The 17,134-nt window shown below is 38.1% G+C and carries 15 protein-coding genes and 1 tRNA gene; 6 read left to right on the forward strand and 10 right to left on the reverse strand.

Going from position 1 to position 17,134, the window contains the following annotated elements:
* Positions 1–3: 3 nt before the first annotated feature.
* The gene (locus IHV10_RS16385) at positions 4–2,025 is read right to left on the reverse strand and encodes a glycoside hydrolase family 3 protein (RefSeq protein ID WP_197132177.1); all 2,022 of its coding nucleotides are present in this window, start codon (positions 2,023–2,025) and stop codon (positions 4–6) included.
* A 409-nt stretch (positions 2,026–2,434) separates the two neighbouring features.
* On the opposite strand from IHV10_RS16385, the gene IHV10_RS16390 reads away from it, so the two are divergent.
* Positions 2,435–2,510: transfer RNA gene (locus IHV10_RS16390), tRNA-Ala, on the forward strand.
* A 102-nt stretch (positions 2,511–2,612) separates the two neighbouring features.
* Here the strand turns inward: IHV10_RS16390 and IHV10_RS16395 are convergent.
* The 3 genes from IHV10_RS16395 to IHV10_RS22980 all read right to left on the reverse strand — a co-directional run bounded on the left by IHV10_RS16395 (position 2,613) and on the right by IHV10_RS22980 (position 4,881).
* Positions 2,613–3,071 carry a YndM family protein gene (locus IHV10_RS16395; protein ID WP_197131926.1) on the reverse strand — a complete coding sequence of 153 codons (459 nt, stop codon included), beginning with the start codon at positions 3,069–3,071 and terminating at the stop codon, positions 2,613–2,615.
* An 89-nt stretch (positions 3,072–3,160) separates the two neighbouring features.
* The gene (locus IHV10_RS16400; protein WP_197131928.1) at positions 3,161–4,759 is read right to left on the reverse strand and encodes a sodium:solute symporter family protein; all 1,599 of its coding nucleotides are present in this window, start codon (positions 4,757–4,759) and stop codon (positions 3,161–3,163) included.
* Positions 4,756–4,881: a symporter small accessory protein gene (locus tag IHV10_RS22980; protein ID WP_255520115.1), complete on the reverse strand. Its 126-nt coding sequence runs from the start codon at positions 4,879–4,881 to the stop codon at positions 4,756–4,758. The genes IHV10_RS16400 and IHV10_RS22980 overlap by 4 nt, the downstream gene beginning before the upstream one ends.
* A 263-nt stretch (positions 4,882–5,144) precedes the next feature.
* On the opposite strand from IHV10_RS22980, the gene IHV10_RS16405 reads away from it, so the two are divergent.
* A complete protein-coding gene (locus IHV10_RS16405; RefSeq protein ID WP_197131930.1) occupies positions 5,145–5,924 on the forward strand; it encodes a hypothetical protein in 780 nt (259 codons plus the stop codon).
* A 35-nt stretch (positions 5,925–5,959) separates the two neighbouring features.
* Here the strand turns inward: IHV10_RS16405 and IHV10_RS16410 are convergent, their stop codons facing one another.
* Positions 5,960–6,409 carry a hypothetical protein gene (locus IHV10_RS16410; protein WP_197131931.1) on the reverse strand — a complete coding sequence of 150 codons (450 nt, stop codon included), beginning with the start codon at positions 6,407–6,409 and terminating at the stop codon, positions 5,960–5,962.
* 135 nt (positions 6,410–6,544) lie between these two features.
* Between IHV10_RS16410 and IHV10_RS16415 the strand changes: the two genes are divergently transcribed.
* Positions 6,545–7,852: an alkaline phosphatase family protein gene (locus IHV10_RS16415; protein ID WP_197131933.1), complete on the forward strand. Its 1,308-nt coding sequence runs from the start codon at positions 6,545–6,547 to the stop codon at positions 7,850–7,852.
* A gap of 37 nt (positions 7,853–7,889) precedes the next feature.
* Positions 7,890–9,161, forward strand: a complete 1,272-nt coding sequence (locus IHV10_RS16420) for an MFS transporter (RefSeq protein ID WP_197131935.1) — start codon at positions 7,890–7,892, stop codon at positions 9,159–9,161.
* A gap of 49 nt (positions 9,162–9,210) precedes the next feature.
* Here IHV10_RS16420 and IHV10_RS16425 read toward each other — a convergent pair whose 3' ends face one another.
* Complete coding sequence (locus IHV10_RS16425) at positions 9,211–10,401, reverse strand: M14 family zinc carboxypeptidase (RefSeq protein WP_197131938.1); 1,191 nt, start codon at positions 10,399–10,401, stop codon at positions 9,211–9,213.
* A gap of 262 nt (positions 10,402–10,663) precedes the next feature.
* On the opposite strand from IHV10_RS16425, the gene IHV10_RS16430 reads away from it, so the two are divergent.
* Together IHV10_RS16430 and IHV10_RS16435 are read left to right on the forward strand one after the other, a co-directional pair.
* Positions 10,664–11,560: a formate/nitrite transporter family protein gene (locus IHV10_RS16430; protein ID WP_197131941.1), complete on the forward strand. Its 897-nt coding sequence runs from the start codon at positions 10,664–10,666 to the stop codon at positions 11,558–11,560.
* Positions 11,561–11,661: 101 nt separating this feature from the next.
* Positions 11,662–12,576 (forward strand): DMT family transporter, encoded by a 915-nt coding sequence (locus tag IHV10_RS16435; protein ID WP_197131944.1) that lies wholly within the window; start codon positions 11,662–11,664, stop codon positions 12,574–12,576.
* A 36-nt stretch (positions 12,577–12,612) separates the two neighbouring features.
* Here the strand turns inward: IHV10_RS16435 and IHV10_RS16440 are convergent, their stop codons facing one another.
* The 4 genes from IHV10_RS16440 to IHV10_RS16455 form a co-directional block, all read right to left on the reverse strand.
* Positions 12,613–13,335 carry an amino acid ABC transporter ATP-binding protein gene (locus tag IHV10_RS16440; protein ID WP_197132180.1) on the reverse strand — a complete coding sequence of 241 codons (723 nt, stop codon included), beginning with the start codon at positions 13,333–13,335 and terminating at the stop codon, positions 12,613–12,615.
* A 24-nt stretch (positions 13,336–13,359) separates the two neighbouring features.
* On the reverse strand, positions 13,360–14,019 hold the full coding sequence (locus IHV10_RS16445) for an amino acid ABC transporter permease (protein WP_197131947.1): 660 nt from the start codon (positions 14,017–14,019) through the stop codon (positions 13,360–13,362).
* Between the two features lie 104 nt (positions 14,020–14,123).
* On the reverse strand, positions 14,124–14,909 hold the full coding sequence (locus IHV10_RS16450; protein ID WP_197131949.1) for a transporter substrate-binding domain-containing protein: 786 nt from the start codon (positions 14,907–14,909) through the stop codon (positions 14,124–14,126).
* 221 nt (positions 14,910–15,130) lie between these two features.
* On the reverse strand, positions 15,131–16,954 hold the full coding sequence (locus IHV10_RS16455; protein ID WP_197131952.1) for a PAS domain-containing sensor histidine kinase: 1,824 nt from the start codon (positions 16,952–16,954) through the stop codon (positions 15,131–15,133).
* Positions 16,955–17,134 lie beyond the last annotated feature (180 nt).

The raw sequence follows: 17,134 nt of genomic DNA on the forward strand, positions 1-17,134 counted from the left end.
CTATTAGTAGCTTTCGCCATGACCAAACGGATATAGAATCTGTTCTAAACCATCTTCATAGATCGTAACAGGCAGCTTACCTGAAGGATTGTTCAATCCAAAAATAGTTTCTGCCGCTGCTCTAAAGCTCGCATCTCTGAAGCTGTATTGTGTAAGATAAGCTGAAACTTCAGGAAACGCCATAATATCATAAGGATTTCGAATACCTACTGCTGTTGTTTTATCTGGTGCAGCCTCAATAACTTGATTGATCATCTGCATTTGAGGTGAAGACGGTGAACGTCCAGCCACGTTAAACGTATAGGTTCCGAGAACAACGAGATCGGCATCTTTTACTTTTTGTAACTGTTCAGCATTTAAAGGTTTATCTGCTTTTATCAACTCTACCGATGAGTGATGAGAAGCTAACGCTTGTTGAAGGTTTTCAATATAGGTATTGCCAATAACAACTACAGAATTGACTTCGTTTTTGTTAACAGGTAAAAGGTTATCGTTCTTCACAAGTGTGATTGACTTTCTTGCCACTTCATTTTCTAAAGCCTTATGCTCTTGGTTGCCAACAACTTCTTCTGCGTGTCCAATTTTCTCTACTATTGGTGTTTCGCTTACTTGTTTGTAAATCCCGCGATTCGCTTTTAAAGTCAATAGGCGTTCAACCGATTGATTCAACCTTTTTTCTGTAATTTCACCATTATCTACTGCTTCATAAAGTCCATTTGCAACTTCTTCTAACCCCACTGGCATTAGTACGATGTCTGTTCCAGCATTTACTGCACGAATAGCAGTATCAACTGGACCAAAATGATCTACTATGGCTTTCATATTGAGTGCATCTGTAGAAATAACGCCTTTAAAGCCCATTTCTTTTCGCACCAAATTCGTTAATACTTCATAGGACAATGTAGCTGGAAGATTGATTTCTGTTCCATCTTTTTTAGAAATAACAGTTGTTGGATCAATCTTAGGAAATGTAACATGAGCTGTTAATATGGCATCTATATTGTTATTGATCGCTTGCTGAAAAGGATATAGCTCAACTTCTAGGAGTCTTTCCTTTTCATGAGGAACAGAAGGCAGACCTAAATGAGAATCTACTGCTGTGTCTCCATGACCAGGGAAATGTTTAGCCGTAGCAGCCATTCCTGAATCTTGCAATCCTTTAATATATGCAGTTCCTAAGTCAGCAACAAGTTGTGGATCTTCGCCAAATGAACGAACACCGATAACAGGATTATCAGGATTATTATTTACATCTAAAGCTGGCGCTAGATTCATGTTGATTCCTAGCGAATGAAGCTCTGATCCAATGGCATGTCCGACAGATTCCGCCATCACCGTTGATCTTGTGGCACCAAGCGCCATATTTCCTGGGAAATCGGTACCGCTCTGCAAACGTGTCACAATTCCACCTTCTTGGTCGATTGAAACCAATAAACCATAATCTTCATTTGCTTTTTTATATTCATCCACTAATCTAACTGTCTGCTCTGTTGTTACTACATTTTCCCTAAATAGAATAACGCCACCGAGGTGATATTTTTTTACAAGTTCTCTAATCTCATCGTTCATTTCCGTTACAGGTTGCCCTTTCCAATTCCGGAAATCTGGCATTAACATCTGGCCAACCTTTTCTTTTACTGTCATAGACTTTATCGCTTTTTTGATCACGTCATATTTTTGGTTTTTTTGTTTTATAAATTCTGCCTTCCCGTTTTTAACGTGTATTCCGATTTTGTCGAACGACTTACCATCTGTAACTATGATGATTGTTGCACCATTCTTACCATTTAAGTTTACAAGGCCCTCACTGTTTACAGATGCAACTCTTTTATTAAGGGATTTCCATATTAAATGATTTGTCGCTTCGACATATGTTCCATCTTTACTTGTTATCAATGCTGCTAAATCTACTGTATCGCCGTTAATATGCTTACTTAGTTGCGGCATATTTTGAGCGATCATTAACCCTTCATTTCTTTTATGTTTGGCTGAAACACCTTCAGCCTTCCCAATTCCAGCAAACATAGGAACGATCAATAGGGCGATTAAAAGAACATACCGAATGTTTATTGATGTTTTCACATTACTAACCTCCTTAAAATTTGGTAGCGCTTTCTTTCTTTGTCACTTTTCGGTAGAAAAAAAGCGGTTCCTGTCGTAAGAGTACAAAACAGAACTTAAGTCCTTTAAACTACTAGGCCTAGTTGTCTATACCAGTATTAATAAAAATACTTTTAAGGTAAAAAAGACTTATATCTTTTTGAGAAAATGTCATTTAGAGGAGAGTTAGGTATGACTAAAATTTTTGATGAATCATAACTGTTATATATTTTATTTATTATTTGATGTTAAGAACGAGGGTATGCAGATTTATCCAAAAAGGACTTGCTCCACTTTCAGAATAATTATATACTTTTCTATGTCAGTATTATTCGGGGGCTTAGCTCAGCTGGGAGAGCGTTTGGCTGGCAGCCAAAAGGTCAGCGGTTCGATCCCGCTAGTCTCCACCATATAAATTCAAACGAATCACTAATCCCTTGAGAGAGCTCAAGGGTTTTTCTATTCAGAACAAAAAAGTATCATGCTCTTACGCCATGATACTTTTTTGGAGACTATTCTTGTTTATTATTTTTATTTCTTGGATCTTGTTCTTCAGCAAATTCTGTTGCATAACGAAAGCCTGGTCTAAACCTTCTTTGTTGCCTCCCGTTTCTCTCTTTATTCTTTGAAGGCATGTGCTTTAATAAGTATGAATGAACAAAAACTTCTGTAGCGGTGATAATACCCGCTGCGATTACACTTCCCCACGCAATCTGCATGTACCCATTTAACAGAATCGAACCGAAAATCCAAACCACCATATACGCTAGAATAAACTCTGCCATCAACGTGTTGTTCTTTCCTATTCTAGGCAGAAGAATACGGTCCGCTACAATATATGTGATTGCAGTTGTTGTAACCGCAAAAGAAACGATATCACTGATCGAAGCGTCAAAGAACAGATCGAGTCCGATCCAAAATGCGATCAGGCACACAAGAAATTTCATAATAATGACTTTTACTTGATCCATAATAAAAAACCTCCTTAATCTGTTCCTAGTTTGCAACAAATAGTGGAGGTTCATACTTCTTGAAATTAATTGTGTTTGCCTCGAATATTTTATTCAGATACCGCTGGGATCATCGGTTCTTTTTCTTTTTTCTGGGTAAAGCTTGTTCTTTTATCGAGTAAGCTAACGATTATGAACACGGCTGAAGATAAAGGTAAAGCATAGAATAAAGGATCGATGTGCGTCCATGGATAAGGAAATATCGCTGGTTTTCCAAACCATGCTTGTGATAACCCGATAGCAGCAGATTCTTTAAGGTGTATGAATAAGAAACCGATGATACTTACAGTAAACCCAACGATCATACTTGCTGTAGCTGCGGTCTTCGTAGCTCTTTTCCAATATAGTGCTCCTATCAGAGCTGGCATGAATCCGGCTGCGCATATGCCAAACCAAAAGGCTGTTGCTTGAGCGATGATTCCCGCTGGAAGCAAGTAAGCTAATATAACAGCAGCGATTACTCCAATGAGCACGCCGATTCTTGAAGGATTGAGCTTCGATCCAAATAAGGATTGAACACCAAGAGTTTTTAAAATATCTTGGCCAAAAGCTGTTGCTTGAACATGAATGAGTGAACTAACTGTAGAGATTGTGGCAGATAATAAAGTGAGTGTAAACAGATAGATAAACCATTCAGGCATGATTTGGTTAATGAAGATAGGGATGATAAGATCGACGTTTCCTTTTGCGGCTGTTAAAGCGATCTCACCTGTTTTTTCGTAAAAATAAAGATTGCTTAACGGGCCGATCACGAATGCTGCACCTGTCATAAAAAAGATAAAAACACCTCCGACTAATACAGAACGATAAAGTGCTCGATCATCTTTTACAGTCATGCATCTCATCGCAAGTTGAGGCTGTGCTAGAACTCCTATTCCTACTCCCATGATAATGGTACTTACAATGGTCCACCAAAGAGGTGATCCGAATTCAGGCATACTTGTCCAGCCTTGATGTCCTTGCTCAGCGAGAGCTTGAGGCACTAGATTCTTCATTGCGGTTAATCCATTATGCCCCTCCATAATGCCGCCTACTGCTTGATAGGTGACGAATAAGAAGATAGCCATCCCGATCAACATGACAACTGCACCAAACGCATCAGTATACATAACGGCCTTAATTCCACCTGTTACTACATAGATCCCAATGATTGCAGCCAATAGGACAAGAGCTAGATTAAAGTTCATCGAAAGTGATTCTTGCAGAAATCTTCCTCCACCGATCAAAACGATGCTTGTATACGCTGGCATTAAAATAAATATCATAGCTCCTGAAAAAACAGTGATAAATTTTGAATCATATCTTTTTCCTAGCAGTGTAGGAAACGTTGTAGCGTTTAGATCTAGTGACAACTTTCTAATCTTGGTTCCGAAAATGGCAAAAGCGACAAATATACCTAGTACGATGTTAAGAAACGCTAGCCATAACAAGCTAAATCCATGAGCCGCTGAGACGCCACCAAAACCTACAATGGCCGACGTACTGATAAAAGTAGCTCCGTAAGACAATGCCATGATCGCTGGGTGAATGTTTCGACCGCCTACTAAATAATCTGACTCTGTTACCGTCTTTTTATATCCATAATAAGCTAACCAAGACATGATACCCATATATACGATAAGAATCGGAATGAGGACTGCAAAATTCATTTTGAGTCATTACCTCCTCTGTTCCACATGATTCCACCAAAGACAACACACCCTAATGCCGAAACAACTGTAGCCACCCACACAAATGCGATAAGTCCATCTTCCATTCCAAGCATAAACATAATCCCCTCCAATGAAATAAATGTGAAAACAAAAATAATGAATGCGCTTACATAAAATATGTAAAAAAATAAACTCGCCTATGCCTCCTCACACCGACGTATTATATGACTTCTTTTTATCCACAGAATCCCCTTTAATGTTCATGTTTTTTTATAGGAAAATGCACTTTGTAATATTTATGAAATATTTCTGTAATATTAGTGAAGCCATTTCAGGACTTCTCTCGTCTAATAAATAACAAGACAATGAGGAGGACATAACATTGAAATTCAAAAAACGTACGGTCATCTTTATAGCAACAGCATTACTAACAATCGGGGTATTAAATGATAGCGATTTTGAGAGCAAAGTAAAAGCAACAGAACAAAATACTCCTATTAAACAGGAGGTTGTCACTCCTACACAAACTGATAAAGTACTTACACTAAAACTAAATCAAAATGATGTTGAAAAAAATGAAAAACGGGTAGCAGCATCGAAAGTGAACGTTCCTGTTCAAACGCAAAATGAAGAAGCCGTTCAAAATCCAGTTGAAAAAGAAAAAGTAGAACAGCCACAGATTTCCGAAAAGCCTAAAGAAAATAAAACTCAAACAACAAAACCTGCACCAAAGCCTGCTGTTCAGCCTCAAACAAAAAAAGTGGAGGAAAAACCTATACAAGAAGAGCAAACACAAACAAAAATGCCAGAGACTAAAATCATCGACGGCTACACATACGTGAGCTTAATGGATGACACACATGAGAACTTAAAACATCTCGTAGCCATCGCAAAAAAACATGATGCTACTCTTTATGCGATTGAATACAGCGACAGTTTTTTGATGTTTGATAATTCTACCGATCGATTGATTATGGGTTTTAGTACAGGAATTAATACCGTTTCGATCGAAAATGTAGACGTTCTATACGATATGCATCCTACGATCAAGGAACAGATTCAAGAAGTCATTAGAACGGGCGAACCCATTCAAGTCAAGCAGGATGAAAATAATGGCTACTACATTTCAATAATGGATGGAAAGATTACAGTAAAGTTTTAAAGTCATAGAAAAAAAGCCCTGTTACGGGCTTTTTTTTATTTCTTCTTTATCTCTTTTAAAGCGGCTACTTTAAGCGCCATCAGCTCATTATCCGTTACTTTTTCGAGCAGCTTCTCATATACAGCTTGCTTTTCGTCTTCATTCAAGCCTTTACTTACCTTCTCTCTAATGGAAGCTAGTTCTTGAATGGTGTATCTCTCAGAGATGAATTGAACAGCATCATTCTTTGTAGTAAATGGCAACTTCTGCTTTGGAGGCTTCCCTGTTTCTATGTACTTTCTAATCTCTGGGTCTTCTAGAAGTTTCGTGATCTCATCTTCATTCGACTTTAATTCTTTTGTGATTTCTACCATTGCTTTTTCAGAAGCGTAATCCATCGTGAAGACGTACAGAATTACACCAGATGTGATAAAAAACATTAATACAACACTTAACCACCATTTGATCACTTCATCACCCGCTATATAATGAGATAATTCATTCATAACACAACTTACAAAGTTTGGAAAGGAAATGGTATGATTTTTTATAATTCATACATAGACTTTACACGCGTTATATTCCCTTATGCTATCATTTAATTTAGAATGGTTAATCTTAGCAACTTTTGGAGGAGTGTTATGTCCCGTCTAACCAATCATTTAGTTGTCATCTCTTTTGACTGTCTTTCTTCCCTTGATTTTCCTATCTTAGATCAGCTTCCGCATTTTAAGGAATTATTGGATCGAGGCTCCCATTGCAAAAATGTAGAGACGATTTATCCTTCTGTAACGTATCCCTGCCATACTTCGATCGTTACAGGAAGGTATCCAAAAAACCACGGAATCGTAAATAATACGTTAACACAGCCAGGCAAAGCTTCGCCTGATTGGTATTGGCACAGAAAACATATTAAAGGAACTACTTTATATGATGAAGCTAAAAAAGCAGGTATGACTACAGGTGCTCTCCTTTGGCCAGTGACTGCCAGAGCGAACATCGATTACAACATGCCCGAAATTTTTGCGAACCGTAAGTGGCACCACCAGATTCCTGTTTCTCTCTTAAACGGAAGTAAAAGATATCAACTTGATATGAACCGTCGATTCGGACATCTGCGTAGCGGTTTGAACCAGCCTGAGCTTGATGATTTTGTTTTAGAGTCCACGATACATACGATTAAAAATAAAAAACCTGAGCTATTGCTTGTTCATTTTGTGGATCTTGATTCACAGAGGCACTATCATGGCTTTTCTTCTGATGAAGCAATGGATGCGATAAAAAGGCATGACAACAGACTTGGCAAAATTATCGAATCCTTACAGGAAGCTGGTATATATGAAGAAACGACGATCGCCGTATTAGGAGATCATAGCGCTCTTGATGAGAGCAAAGCTATTAAACTGAATGTACTATTAAAAGAACATGGATTAATAGATACTGATTCAAAAGGGCCTATACAAAATTGGAAAGCCTATTGCAAAAGTTGTGATGGATCAGCATATATTTACCTGAAGGATTCATCTGATCTACAAACAAAGGAGGTAGTGAAAAAACTGCTGGACCACTTATTGATTGATGAAAGAAATGGTATTGAAAAGATCTACAGTCAAGAACAAGCGGCTGCAACCGGTGCTGATGATCAATGTGCGTTTATGGTAGAAGCTAGACGAGGTTTTTATTTTAACGAAGAACATCAAGGCTCTTTTCTAAACAACATTACAGATCAAGATGTGAGGGAAAAACGGTTCACGCATGCTTGTCATGGTTATTCTCCTGAAAAAGAAGACTACACTACTATCCTGTTATTAGCAGGTAAAGGGATACAAAGAAATGTTGTTGTTCCTTCCATGCATTTAATTGATGAAGGGCCGACGTTTGCTAAACTATTAGGTCTAGATTTAGGAAAAACGGATGGTAAAGTCGTACAAGAATTTTTAAACATCTAGTTTTTAACTGAATTCTAGTATAGAGAGGACAAAACCTATGAAACGGTTTACGAAAGAAGAGAATAGCTGGATGTATTATGATTGGGCAAACTCAGCTTATTCGATTATTATCTCAACAGCTGTATTTCCTTTGTTCTTTAAAGCAGCTGCCACAAATGCAGGAGTCAGCTCGTCGGATTCAACCGCTTATTTGGGTTATACGATCGCGATTGCTACGTTCATATTAGCGATGCTTAGCCCCGTACTAGGAACAATTGCTGATTATAAAGGATTAAAGAAGCGATTCTTCACTTTCTTTTTCGCACTTGGTCTTATTTCTACCGCATCATTAGCTTTTATTCCAAGTGATCAATGGCTCTTATTATTAATTTTTTATACATTAACTGCAATCGGCTCTAGCGGATCTAATGTCTTTTATGATGCTTTTATAACCGATGTAACAACAGAAGAAAGAATGAACAGAGTGTCATCAAGAGGATTTGGATTAGGATACATCGGGAGCACGATTCCTTTTTTGATCAGTATCGCGATTATCGTGTTGGCACAAAATGAAGTTCTGCCGATCTCAACTACTCTAGCTAGCAAGATTGCATTTTTGATCACTGCGATATGGTGGGGGATATTTACGATTCCTATGCTGAAGAACGTTTATCAGAAGTACGGTATCGAACGAGAGCCGAAACCTTTGATCAACAGCTTTAAACGTTTAGGTAAAACAATGAAAGAAATAAGAAAGTATCGGGCTCTATTTTTATTTCTGCTCGCCTATTTCTTTTATATCGATGGCGTCGGGACCATCATAACGATGTCCACCGCTTATGGTTCAGATCTTGGAATCAGTTCTACTAACCTTTTAATCATCCTTTTTGTAACACAGGTGGTCGCTGCCCCTTTTGCCATTCTATACGGAAGGTTAGCAGAAAGATTTACAGGTAAGAAGATGCTTTACGTTGGAATAGTGGTCTACATTATTGTTTGTATTTATGCTTATTTCTTAAAAACAACAATGGATTTCTGGATTTTAGCGATGCTAGTTGCTACGTCTCAAGGTGGAATTCAAGCGCTAAGCCGTGCTTATTTTGCTAAATTGGTTCCGAAAGAAAACTCGAACGAATTCTTTGGCTTTTATAATATTTTCGGCAAGTTCGCCTCCATTATGGGGCCGTTGTTAATCGCCGTAACCGCTCAAGTTACCGGTAATTCTGCTAGTGCCGTGTTCAGTCTTGTCGTTCTTTTTATCATCGGCATTACGATTCTTATGTTTGTTCCAGAACCGAAAGTGGATTCATCTCACACGATCAGCGCATAGAAAAAACTGCTCTCTAGCAAATTCTAGAGAGCAGTTTTTTCTTTATGTTTTATTTAACGATCCATTTTGGTCCAAGTATGGTTTGGATGCGATAAAAGTTTCCATACGCTGCATTCGCTTTATACGTTCCTGGATACAGACTGGCTGCAGCCATTTTGTGGTTTACATGAGGACGGTCATGCAAAGGAACTTTTTGAGTAAGAGTGATGGTTTTGGTCACTGGTGTTATACGTTTCTCCCAACGCTTATCCCCTTCTACTGCCATATAAAGTCCTGCTTTTTTGTTCCTTGTCCATTCTTCATTAATGATCGTGATTGGCGGATTCGTTTCTCCTGCATATGGAGCTAGTTCAAACGTAAAACCAGGACGTTTGAAGGTTTGAATAAACCAGTCTTTGTATCCACCACCACTTGATAACTGTGTATCAGGAGGGATTAGTCGATACCCTGTCATGTTGGCAAGAGTTGTACCGAGGGTTTTGTCCCCTTCAAAGGTGTTGGTTCCATAATTAAAATGGTAGTATAGTATTCTTCCAGCTGTGTGGTAGGAGTTCGTAATTTCCGGGTCTACTAGATAAGTGAGAGCCGACACCGCTTTTGCTTCCTTCGTTACAAGGGGAGCACTACCTTTGAAATCTTTATAAGAAGGAGCTTTTGCATTATTTGATATCTGTTCCCAACGCGCAGGATATTGTCTGTTCAGATCAACCCCTTGGGCATTAGACTTCCATCTTTTAAAATCTTTGCTTCCACCATTCATCTTTATGAGATTGGCTTGAGCTGATGTGGGAAAAGCGGACAATCCTTTTTGCTGAAGTACGACACCATCTGGGTTCGTCATCGGTACGAACCAAATAGACGTATTGTTCAATACGTTTGCAACATTATAGCCGTCCATCGTACCGTTGGAGACATAGCGTTCACTATACTGATCGATCATTTCCATCACGATATTTGTTGTCATCCACTCTCTTGCATGATGTGATGCATTGTATAAAACCGTCGCATCACCTCTCCCTAGCTTAACAGCCCAGATATCTCTACCATAAGGCGTTTTTCCAATGGATCGATATTGGACTAACCCCGGGTATTTTTGAGCAAGTGTCTTGATGTTACTCGTCATCGTTTCATATGTATACGTTTGATTTGGATTTACATAGCTTGCTGCTTCTCCCTTATAACTCCAAAATGATAAGCTCCCAAGTAATATCCCCATAAACAACACTAGACCTTTTTTCAATCTGTTCTCTCCTTTCAATACACTATAAAATTATTTGAATATATTAATAGTATAGATAAGGATTAGCACGGCTTCGCATGAGGATAGTCGCCTTTAATATTTCAATTTGTTTACCATAATTAAGTCGAATTTCATATAAATTTGGAATATAAAAGTAAATAATAAGATTTATTGTATAAATTTCATCATATGTGGTTTTGCTTACTTCGAATTATGGGAAGAGTAGTAGGACGAGGATGACATAATAAGAGGGAATGCAAAAATGAAAGAGAATCAGGACAACAAAAATAACAAAAAAGCTGATATTCCAGATCGGCAATACTTTTTTCCAGTACAGATTATTGAGTATTTTATTGAAGAAGGCAAAGCTTCTTTACAGATTACAAACTTAGCACAATTCATCTTATCTTTTATGGCAGGAGCATTTATCGCATTTGGTGCACTAGGTTCTGTTTTGTTATCCATGGGAGTAGACACAACTGGTACCTATAACCTGTTATCAGGTGTTGGATTCGCGATCGGCTATACAATGATTTTTCTATCAGGATCTATTCTTTTTACGGAAATTAATGTGTTACTCCCAAGCTATATTCTACAAAGCAAGTATTGGATTAGTAAAAAGGTTCTGCGATTTTGGGGGATCTGTTATATTGGTAACTTTTTAGGAGCATTATTTGTTGGGTTCCTTCTAAATATGTCAGGTTCATTAGACAAAGAGTTTTATGAAACCCTACTAAAGTTTATGGAAAAAAAGATGGAGTTTACTGAACGAGGAACATGGGGTTGGTTTCAAGTTTTATTCTCTGGTATTCTTGCCAACTGGCTGATCGGTATTGCAGCCGTTCTCGCAACAGCTGCACGTGATGTAATGGGTAAAATATTTGGAATTCTTTTACCTGTAATTATCTTTGAAGCAGGAAATTTTCAACATGCCGTGGCCAACATGGGGTATTTCAGCATTACGGTTTTAGAAGGCTTTGAATACAGTTGGTATGAATTTATACTTCTTAATTTAATTCCTGCTACGATTGGTAACTTGATCGGCGGAGGTATATTAGTATCATTGTTACTTTCTTTTGCTTTTAAAGAAGACATTGATGATAATATCGTGAAAGAGGAAGAAGAGGAAGTAGAAAAGATAAAGCATAAGATGGAATAATAAAAGAAACTCCGAAACACCTTTATTGTGATATACAGTAAAGGTGTTTTTTGTTAGAGTTTCAGTAGGATTAAGATTATTTTTTTAGGGGATGAACCAATTTGCCTTATCAAACGAAACTTGCTTTTCTATATGTAGCGATCGGCGCATCTCTTTGGGGCATCATCGGCTTTTTCGTTAAAGAACTTTCGCTTGCCGGTTTTACTTCGTTACAGATTGTCTTTTTACGAGCTATCAGTGCTTTTCTACTATTCCTTGCATGGATTGTTATAAAAAATCCTGCTCTACTCAAAATCAAGTTAAAGGATACTTGGTATTTCTTAGGTACCGGGATATTAAGTGTTTCCTTCTTTAATTGGTGTTATTTTACGACGATACAAACGTCATCACTCGCCATTGCAGCTATTCTTTTGTATACGGCTCCAGCTTTTGTGCTTGTAATCTCTAGTATCGTGTTTAAAGAAAAATTAACTCATCAGAAGCTGCTAGCCCTTACCGCTACTTTCATTGGCTGTACACTCGTATCAGGTCTGTTCTCCGCTCAATTGGAACTATCGATTACTAGTCTTCTGATTGGTCTAGGAGCCGGCTTTGGCTATTCGCTCTACAGTATTTTTGGAAAGTTAGCGAGTCGAAAATATGAAACGCTCACTATCAGCATCTACACTTTTTTCTTTGCGATGCTTGCTCTATTTCCGATTAGCGATATGACTTCTGCTAATATCCAAGTGTTTCGCCCATCCGTTTTAATGAATGTTATCGGACTCGGCCTTTTTCCAACCGTATTTGCCTACTGGTTCTATACACAAGGCTTAAAACAGATGGATGCTAGTAAAGCAGCTATTGTATCTACTATTGAACCGGTTGTAGCTACCTTAATGGGAATGATGCTATACAAAGAATCCATATCCATTGTTCAGAGTATCGGTATTATATTTGTACTGGGTGCTGTTCTTATGATACAAGAACGAAAAGGAAAAAATATTCAAACTCCCACCATTCAAAACAGACATTAAAAGGTGCAGCATAAACGCTGCACCTTTTTTGTTTCATTATAGAATAGAGCTTAAAAAGTCTTTCGTTCGCTCTTCTTTCGGGGCATCAAAAATCTCTTCTGGCTTTCCTCTTTCCCAGATTTGTCCATCGTGCATGTAAACGACCTCGTCTGCAACTTCTTTTGCAAAGCCCATCTCATGAGTTACAACGACCATCGTCATCCCTTCTTGCGCTAGCTCTTTCATTGTGGCGAGCACTTCTCCTACAAGTTCTGGATCGAGTGCTGATGTCGGTTCATCAAAAAGCATGATATCTGGTTTCATCGCAAGCGCTCTTGCAATAGCAACACGCTGCTTCTGTCCACCCGATAACTTCGCTGGATAGACATCTGCTTTATCAGAAAGACCAACTTTCCCTAGTAAAGCTTTTGCATCCTGTTCTGCTTCTGATTTACTTTGTTTTTTTACATTTAGAGGAGCTTCCATCACATTTTCCAATACGGTTTTATGAGGAAACAAGTTAAAGTGCTGAAAAACCATCCCTACTCTTTGACGTACTTCGTTTAAGTTATGTGTTTTCGGATCGATTTCTTCCTCTTCGATGACGATCTTACCACCATTTTTAATCTCTAGAAAATTAATGCATCGAAGCAGCGTGCTTTTTCCAGAACCACTTGCACCGATTAAGACGACCACTTCGCTCTCTTGTACGTTAAGATTCACTTCTTTTAATACTTCTAAATCTCCAAAACTCTTCTTTAAGTTTTCAATGCGTATCATTTCTTTTTTCAACTCAGACACCTCCTATTCCCCAGCTGATAGTTTCTTTTCTAACAGATTAACAAGTAATGTGAAAAGCAGAACGAGTATTAGATAGTATAGACCAACAATAATCAGGTACGTCATCTCATCAAATGTCCTCGATCCCTGTGTCGTTGCTATACTGAACAACTCGTTAAGGGCAATAAAGGATGCTAGTGATGAATCCTTCAGACCGATAATAAACTGGTTGCCTAGAGGAGGTAGTGCTCGTTTAAAAGCTTGCGGCAGGATGATTCTTCTCATTGCCAATCCATAAGTCATCCCTAAAGAGCGTCCTGCTTCCATTTGTCCCTTATCAACCGATTGAATAGAACCTCTGAAGATCTCTGCAATATAAGCTCCATTATGCATAGCAAGACCAAATGCCGCAGACCAAAAAGCAGAAATACCTAACTCTGCTAGACCAAAGTAAAAGATGAAAATCTGTACGATCAAAGGTGTACCACGAATGAGTGCAATATAAATATTCGCGATCCAATTCAGGACTTTAATTCCAGAGATTTTAAATAATGCAAAAACAAGTCCAATCCCCGTACCGATTAAAATAGATACAAAGGTAAGTTGTAGAGTGATCAAAAGTCCCTTCATGAAGAGCGGATAACTTTCAACTAATACGTCTAAAATGTGTGCGAGATCAAACATGCCATTGTCCTCCCCTTTTTATTCTCTTTGTTAATGGTGTGTGATCGAATGTATGGATAAAAGAAAGCCACCCTGCACGTAACCTCATGAGGGCGGCTCCACCATTATTCAGGCTTCTTCGTGATATCAGCACCGACGTATTCTTCACTAAGCTTCGCGAGCTCACCGTTATCCTTCATTTTCTTTAATGCTTTATTTACCGCTTTTAGCAATTCTTTATCTTCTTTTTTAATAGCAATCGCTTGTTCACTCGTACCAAGCTGCTCTTGTTCGACGATTTTAAATCCTTTTTCGATCGCTTGTTTACCAGTGATAGCATCAGTAATAACCGCATCGTGTTTTCCTTCGCTCAAAGCACGCAATGCTGTAGCATCACTGTCATAGTTTTTAATTTGATCTGTAAATTCTTGTGCAGATTTTTCATAGGTAGAGCCTTTTGAAACAGCAACTTCTTTTCCTTTTAAATCTTCTTTTGTTTTAATATCACTGTCTGGTCTTGTAAAGATTACCGGACCTGAGTAATAATAAGGCTCGCTAAAATTCACTGCTTTCTTGCGGTCTTCAGTGATTGTATGGCTTGCCACTGCTGCGTCAAAACGATCTGCCTTAATAGCGGATACAGCGCCGTGGAATTTAAACTTCTCTGGAACAGGCTTTAGACCAAGTTCTTTAGCAATCGCCTCACCGACTGCAACATCAAAGCCTGTTAGTTCCCCTCCCTTATCAACCGAGCTGAAAGGCGGAAACTCTCCTGATACGATAAAGTTAAATTCACCTTCGTTCTTTAATTCTGGACCCCCGTCACTTGATTCACTACTGCCACATGCAGCTAGTACAAACATTGAAAAAACGACAGCTAACATCCCAATCTTCTTTTTGAAATCTTTCATTCTTATCCTCCTTGAATATCCCATTTTGTAGATTCCCCTACTAGACAAGGGTAGCATGAATTGGAAATGTTCTCAATTTTACGTGAATTCCCACCTATCAAAAAGATCAGATTTTTCATGCATCTTGTATATGGTTACCCTTTACAAAAAACTCGTAAACACTTATTTAGCAAGCAAAAAATGCGCATTTCAGATATACTGAAATGCGCATTATCAAATCTTTATGGCAAAAGTTTAGTCGGCAGCAATATTGTAACCGTGGTTCCAATATCTAACATACTTTCAAATGTAATATTTCCATGATGATTTTCAATGATCTTCAAAGATACCATTAGTCCCAACCCTATGCCTTTTTCTTTATTGGAATAGAAAGGTTCTCCAAGTCTTGCAAGTCGCTCTTCGCCGATTCCCACTCCTTGGTCAGTAACTTTAATAAAGACATAGCCTTCATCATGTGCTCCTGTTTCTACAAAGATGGTGCCGCCGCCATTCATAGATTCGATCGCATTCTTAATCACATTAATGATTACTTGTTTAATTTGATTTCCTTCACAAAGAATCTGAGGAACGTTCATTAAGTGCGTCTCGAATTGAACGTTATTAAGGTTCGCCTCTGAATCCAACAGCGTTATCGTCTGTTTAATAAAATCATTTACGTTTCTCTGCTGAAAAAAAGTTTCCTGGTGCGGTTTAGCTAATACTAAAAATTCAGTAATGATCGATTCAATCCGATCCATCTCAGACAAGATGATTTCACTATGAAGATCTTCCATGTCTGCTTTCATAAGTTGGACGAATCCTTTGATACTTGTTAGCGGATTACGAATCTCATGAGCGATTCCTGCCGCAAGCTCACCAACGACCGTGAGTTTATCTGATTTTCTGAGCAATTCTTCTTTTTCTTTTAAATCTGTAATATCTTCTGAAATACCTGCTATGCGATAGATCTCTTCATCGTCATTGGTGATCGGAAATGCTCTTGTTCTGATCCAACGGACTCTGTTATTTTTCCCATGTATCCGGTATTCAATCTGTGATTCACCTTGCGCGATTAATTTGATGAACGTTGAAACAGCTTCTTGATCTTCCGAGTGAACGTCTGTAAAAACAGATTCAATCAGCTCCGTTTCTTCGACATCCCAAATTTGCTTAAAAGCCTTTGATATGTAAAGTAGCTGATGCGTTTTATAATCTTGCATCCAAAAGATGTCTTTTGCATTTTCAGCAAACTGACGGAACCTCTCTTCACTTTCTCGTAGTCCTAGTTCCATCCTCTTGCTTTGGGTGATATCTCTAGAAACACCTACAATTCCTTCCACTTGACCTTGGTCATTATTAATTGGAGATAGGATAGCCTGATAATAGAGACGTTCACCATCACGCACATTACTCCACTCATAAAATTGAGATTTGCCTTGCAAAACAAGACGACATGCCTTTTCTTGACCATCAGCAATCTCAGCGCCAAAAACTTCGCGAACGGTCTTGCCTAAGAAGTAGGATGGCTTAACACCGTGTTTCTCCATCCATCTTCCATAGATGCCTGTATGTACAAAATTTGTATCTAACGTAAAAACAGTGTCTTCCATTGAGTCAACAAGCGAGTTAAAGCGTTGCTGACTGCGATTCAATTTTTTTTCCGTACGTTTTAGCTCCTGGTTATCCGTTAATGTGATGACAGATAGATCGCACACATTATCTTTAAGAGGAATGATAGAAACAGACAACGAAGAAGAATAGCCTGTGTTTTTACAGATTAAATCTATTTCGATCTGATATTCTGCTTTTTTGTTTTTTTCATGTTGAATGTAAGCTTCTTGAAGTGACCATTTCTCTTTGTTTGAATCTGTTATAAAAAATGGCAACTCATATATATATGAGCCTTCTACTTCAGAATCAGACAATCTTAACATGCCATACGCTTTTGTATTGGCGTAAAGAATTGTGCCACATGGTTCTATAACGATAATCCCATTATTAACCGCTTCATAGAACGTATGCATCATTTGTTTTGTATTTTGTAATTCAAACGAAGTCTCTCGCATGTTCTACATCCTTGTTGAATTATTTTTAAAGTATTTACAAGAAATGCCTTTTCTCTATTTTTCTATTAAATACAAAAAAACACAAGAGTTATTTTCCTCTTTTTGGATTCAGATCAAAGATTACCAATTAAGACTTAGATTTGAATAGAACAGGTTCTCTAGTGAATAACAATCCATCAA

Source organism: Fictibacillus sp. 5RED26 (assembly GCF_015903895.1).
Classification (GTDB): domain Bacteria; phylum Bacillota; class Bacilli; order Bacillales; family Fictibacillaceae; genus Fictibacillus; species Fictibacillus phosphorivorans.

What these genes read in the sequence shown, in the direction of transcription:
- IHV10_RS16400 (WP_197131928.1), bottom strand. Translation starts at nt 4,759, where the DNA reads ATGAATTTTGCAGTCCTCATTCCGATTCTTATCGTATATATGGGTATC.
- IHV10_RS16415 (WP_197131933.1), top strand. Translation starts at nt 6,545, where the DNA reads ATGTCCCGTCTAACCAATCATTTAGTTGTCATCTCTTTTGACTGTCTT.
- IHV10_RS16385 (WP_197132177.1), bottom strand. Translation starts at nt 2,025, where the DNA reads ATGTTTGCTGGAATTGGGAAGGCTGAAGGTGTTTCAGCCAAACATAAA.
- IHV10_RS16455 (WP_197131952.1), bottom strand. Translation starts at nt 16,954, where the DNA reads ATGCGAGAGACTTCGTTTGAATTACAAAATACAAAACAAATGATGCAT.
- IHV10_RS22980 (WP_255520115.1), bottom strand. Translation starts at nt 4,881, where the DNA reads ATGTTTATGCTTGGAATGGAAGATGGACTTATCGCATTTGTGTGGGTG.
- IHV10_RS16445 (WP_197131947.1), bottom strand. Translation starts at nt 14,019, where the DNA reads ATGTTTGATCTCGCACACATTTTAGACGTATTAGTTGAAAGTTATCCG.
- IHV10_RS16395 (WP_197131926.1), bottom strand. Translation starts at nt 3,071, where the DNA reads ATGGATCAAGTAAAAGTCATTATTATGAAATTTCTTGTGTGCCTGATC.
- IHV10_RS16430 (WP_197131941.1), top strand. Translation starts at nt 10,664, where the DNA reads ATGAAAGAGAATCAGGACAACAAAAATAACAAAAAAGCTGATATTCCA.
- IHV10_RS16420 (WP_197131935.1), top strand. Translation starts at nt 7,890, where the DNA reads ATGAAACGGTTTACGAAAGAAGAGAATAGCTGGATGTATTATGATTGG.
- IHV10_RS16440 (WP_197132180.1), bottom strand. Translation starts at nt 13,335, where the DNA reads ATGATACGCATTGAAAACTTAAAGAAGAGTTTTGGAGATTTAGAAGTA.
- IHV10_RS16450 (WP_197131949.1), bottom strand. Translation starts at nt 14,909, where the DNA reads ATGAAAGATTTCAAAAAGAAGATTGGGATGTTAGCTGTCGTTTTTTCA.
- IHV10_RS16410 (WP_197131931.1), bottom strand. Translation starts at nt 6,409, where the DNA reads ATGAATGAATTATCTCATTATATAGCGGGTGATGAAGTGATCAAATGG.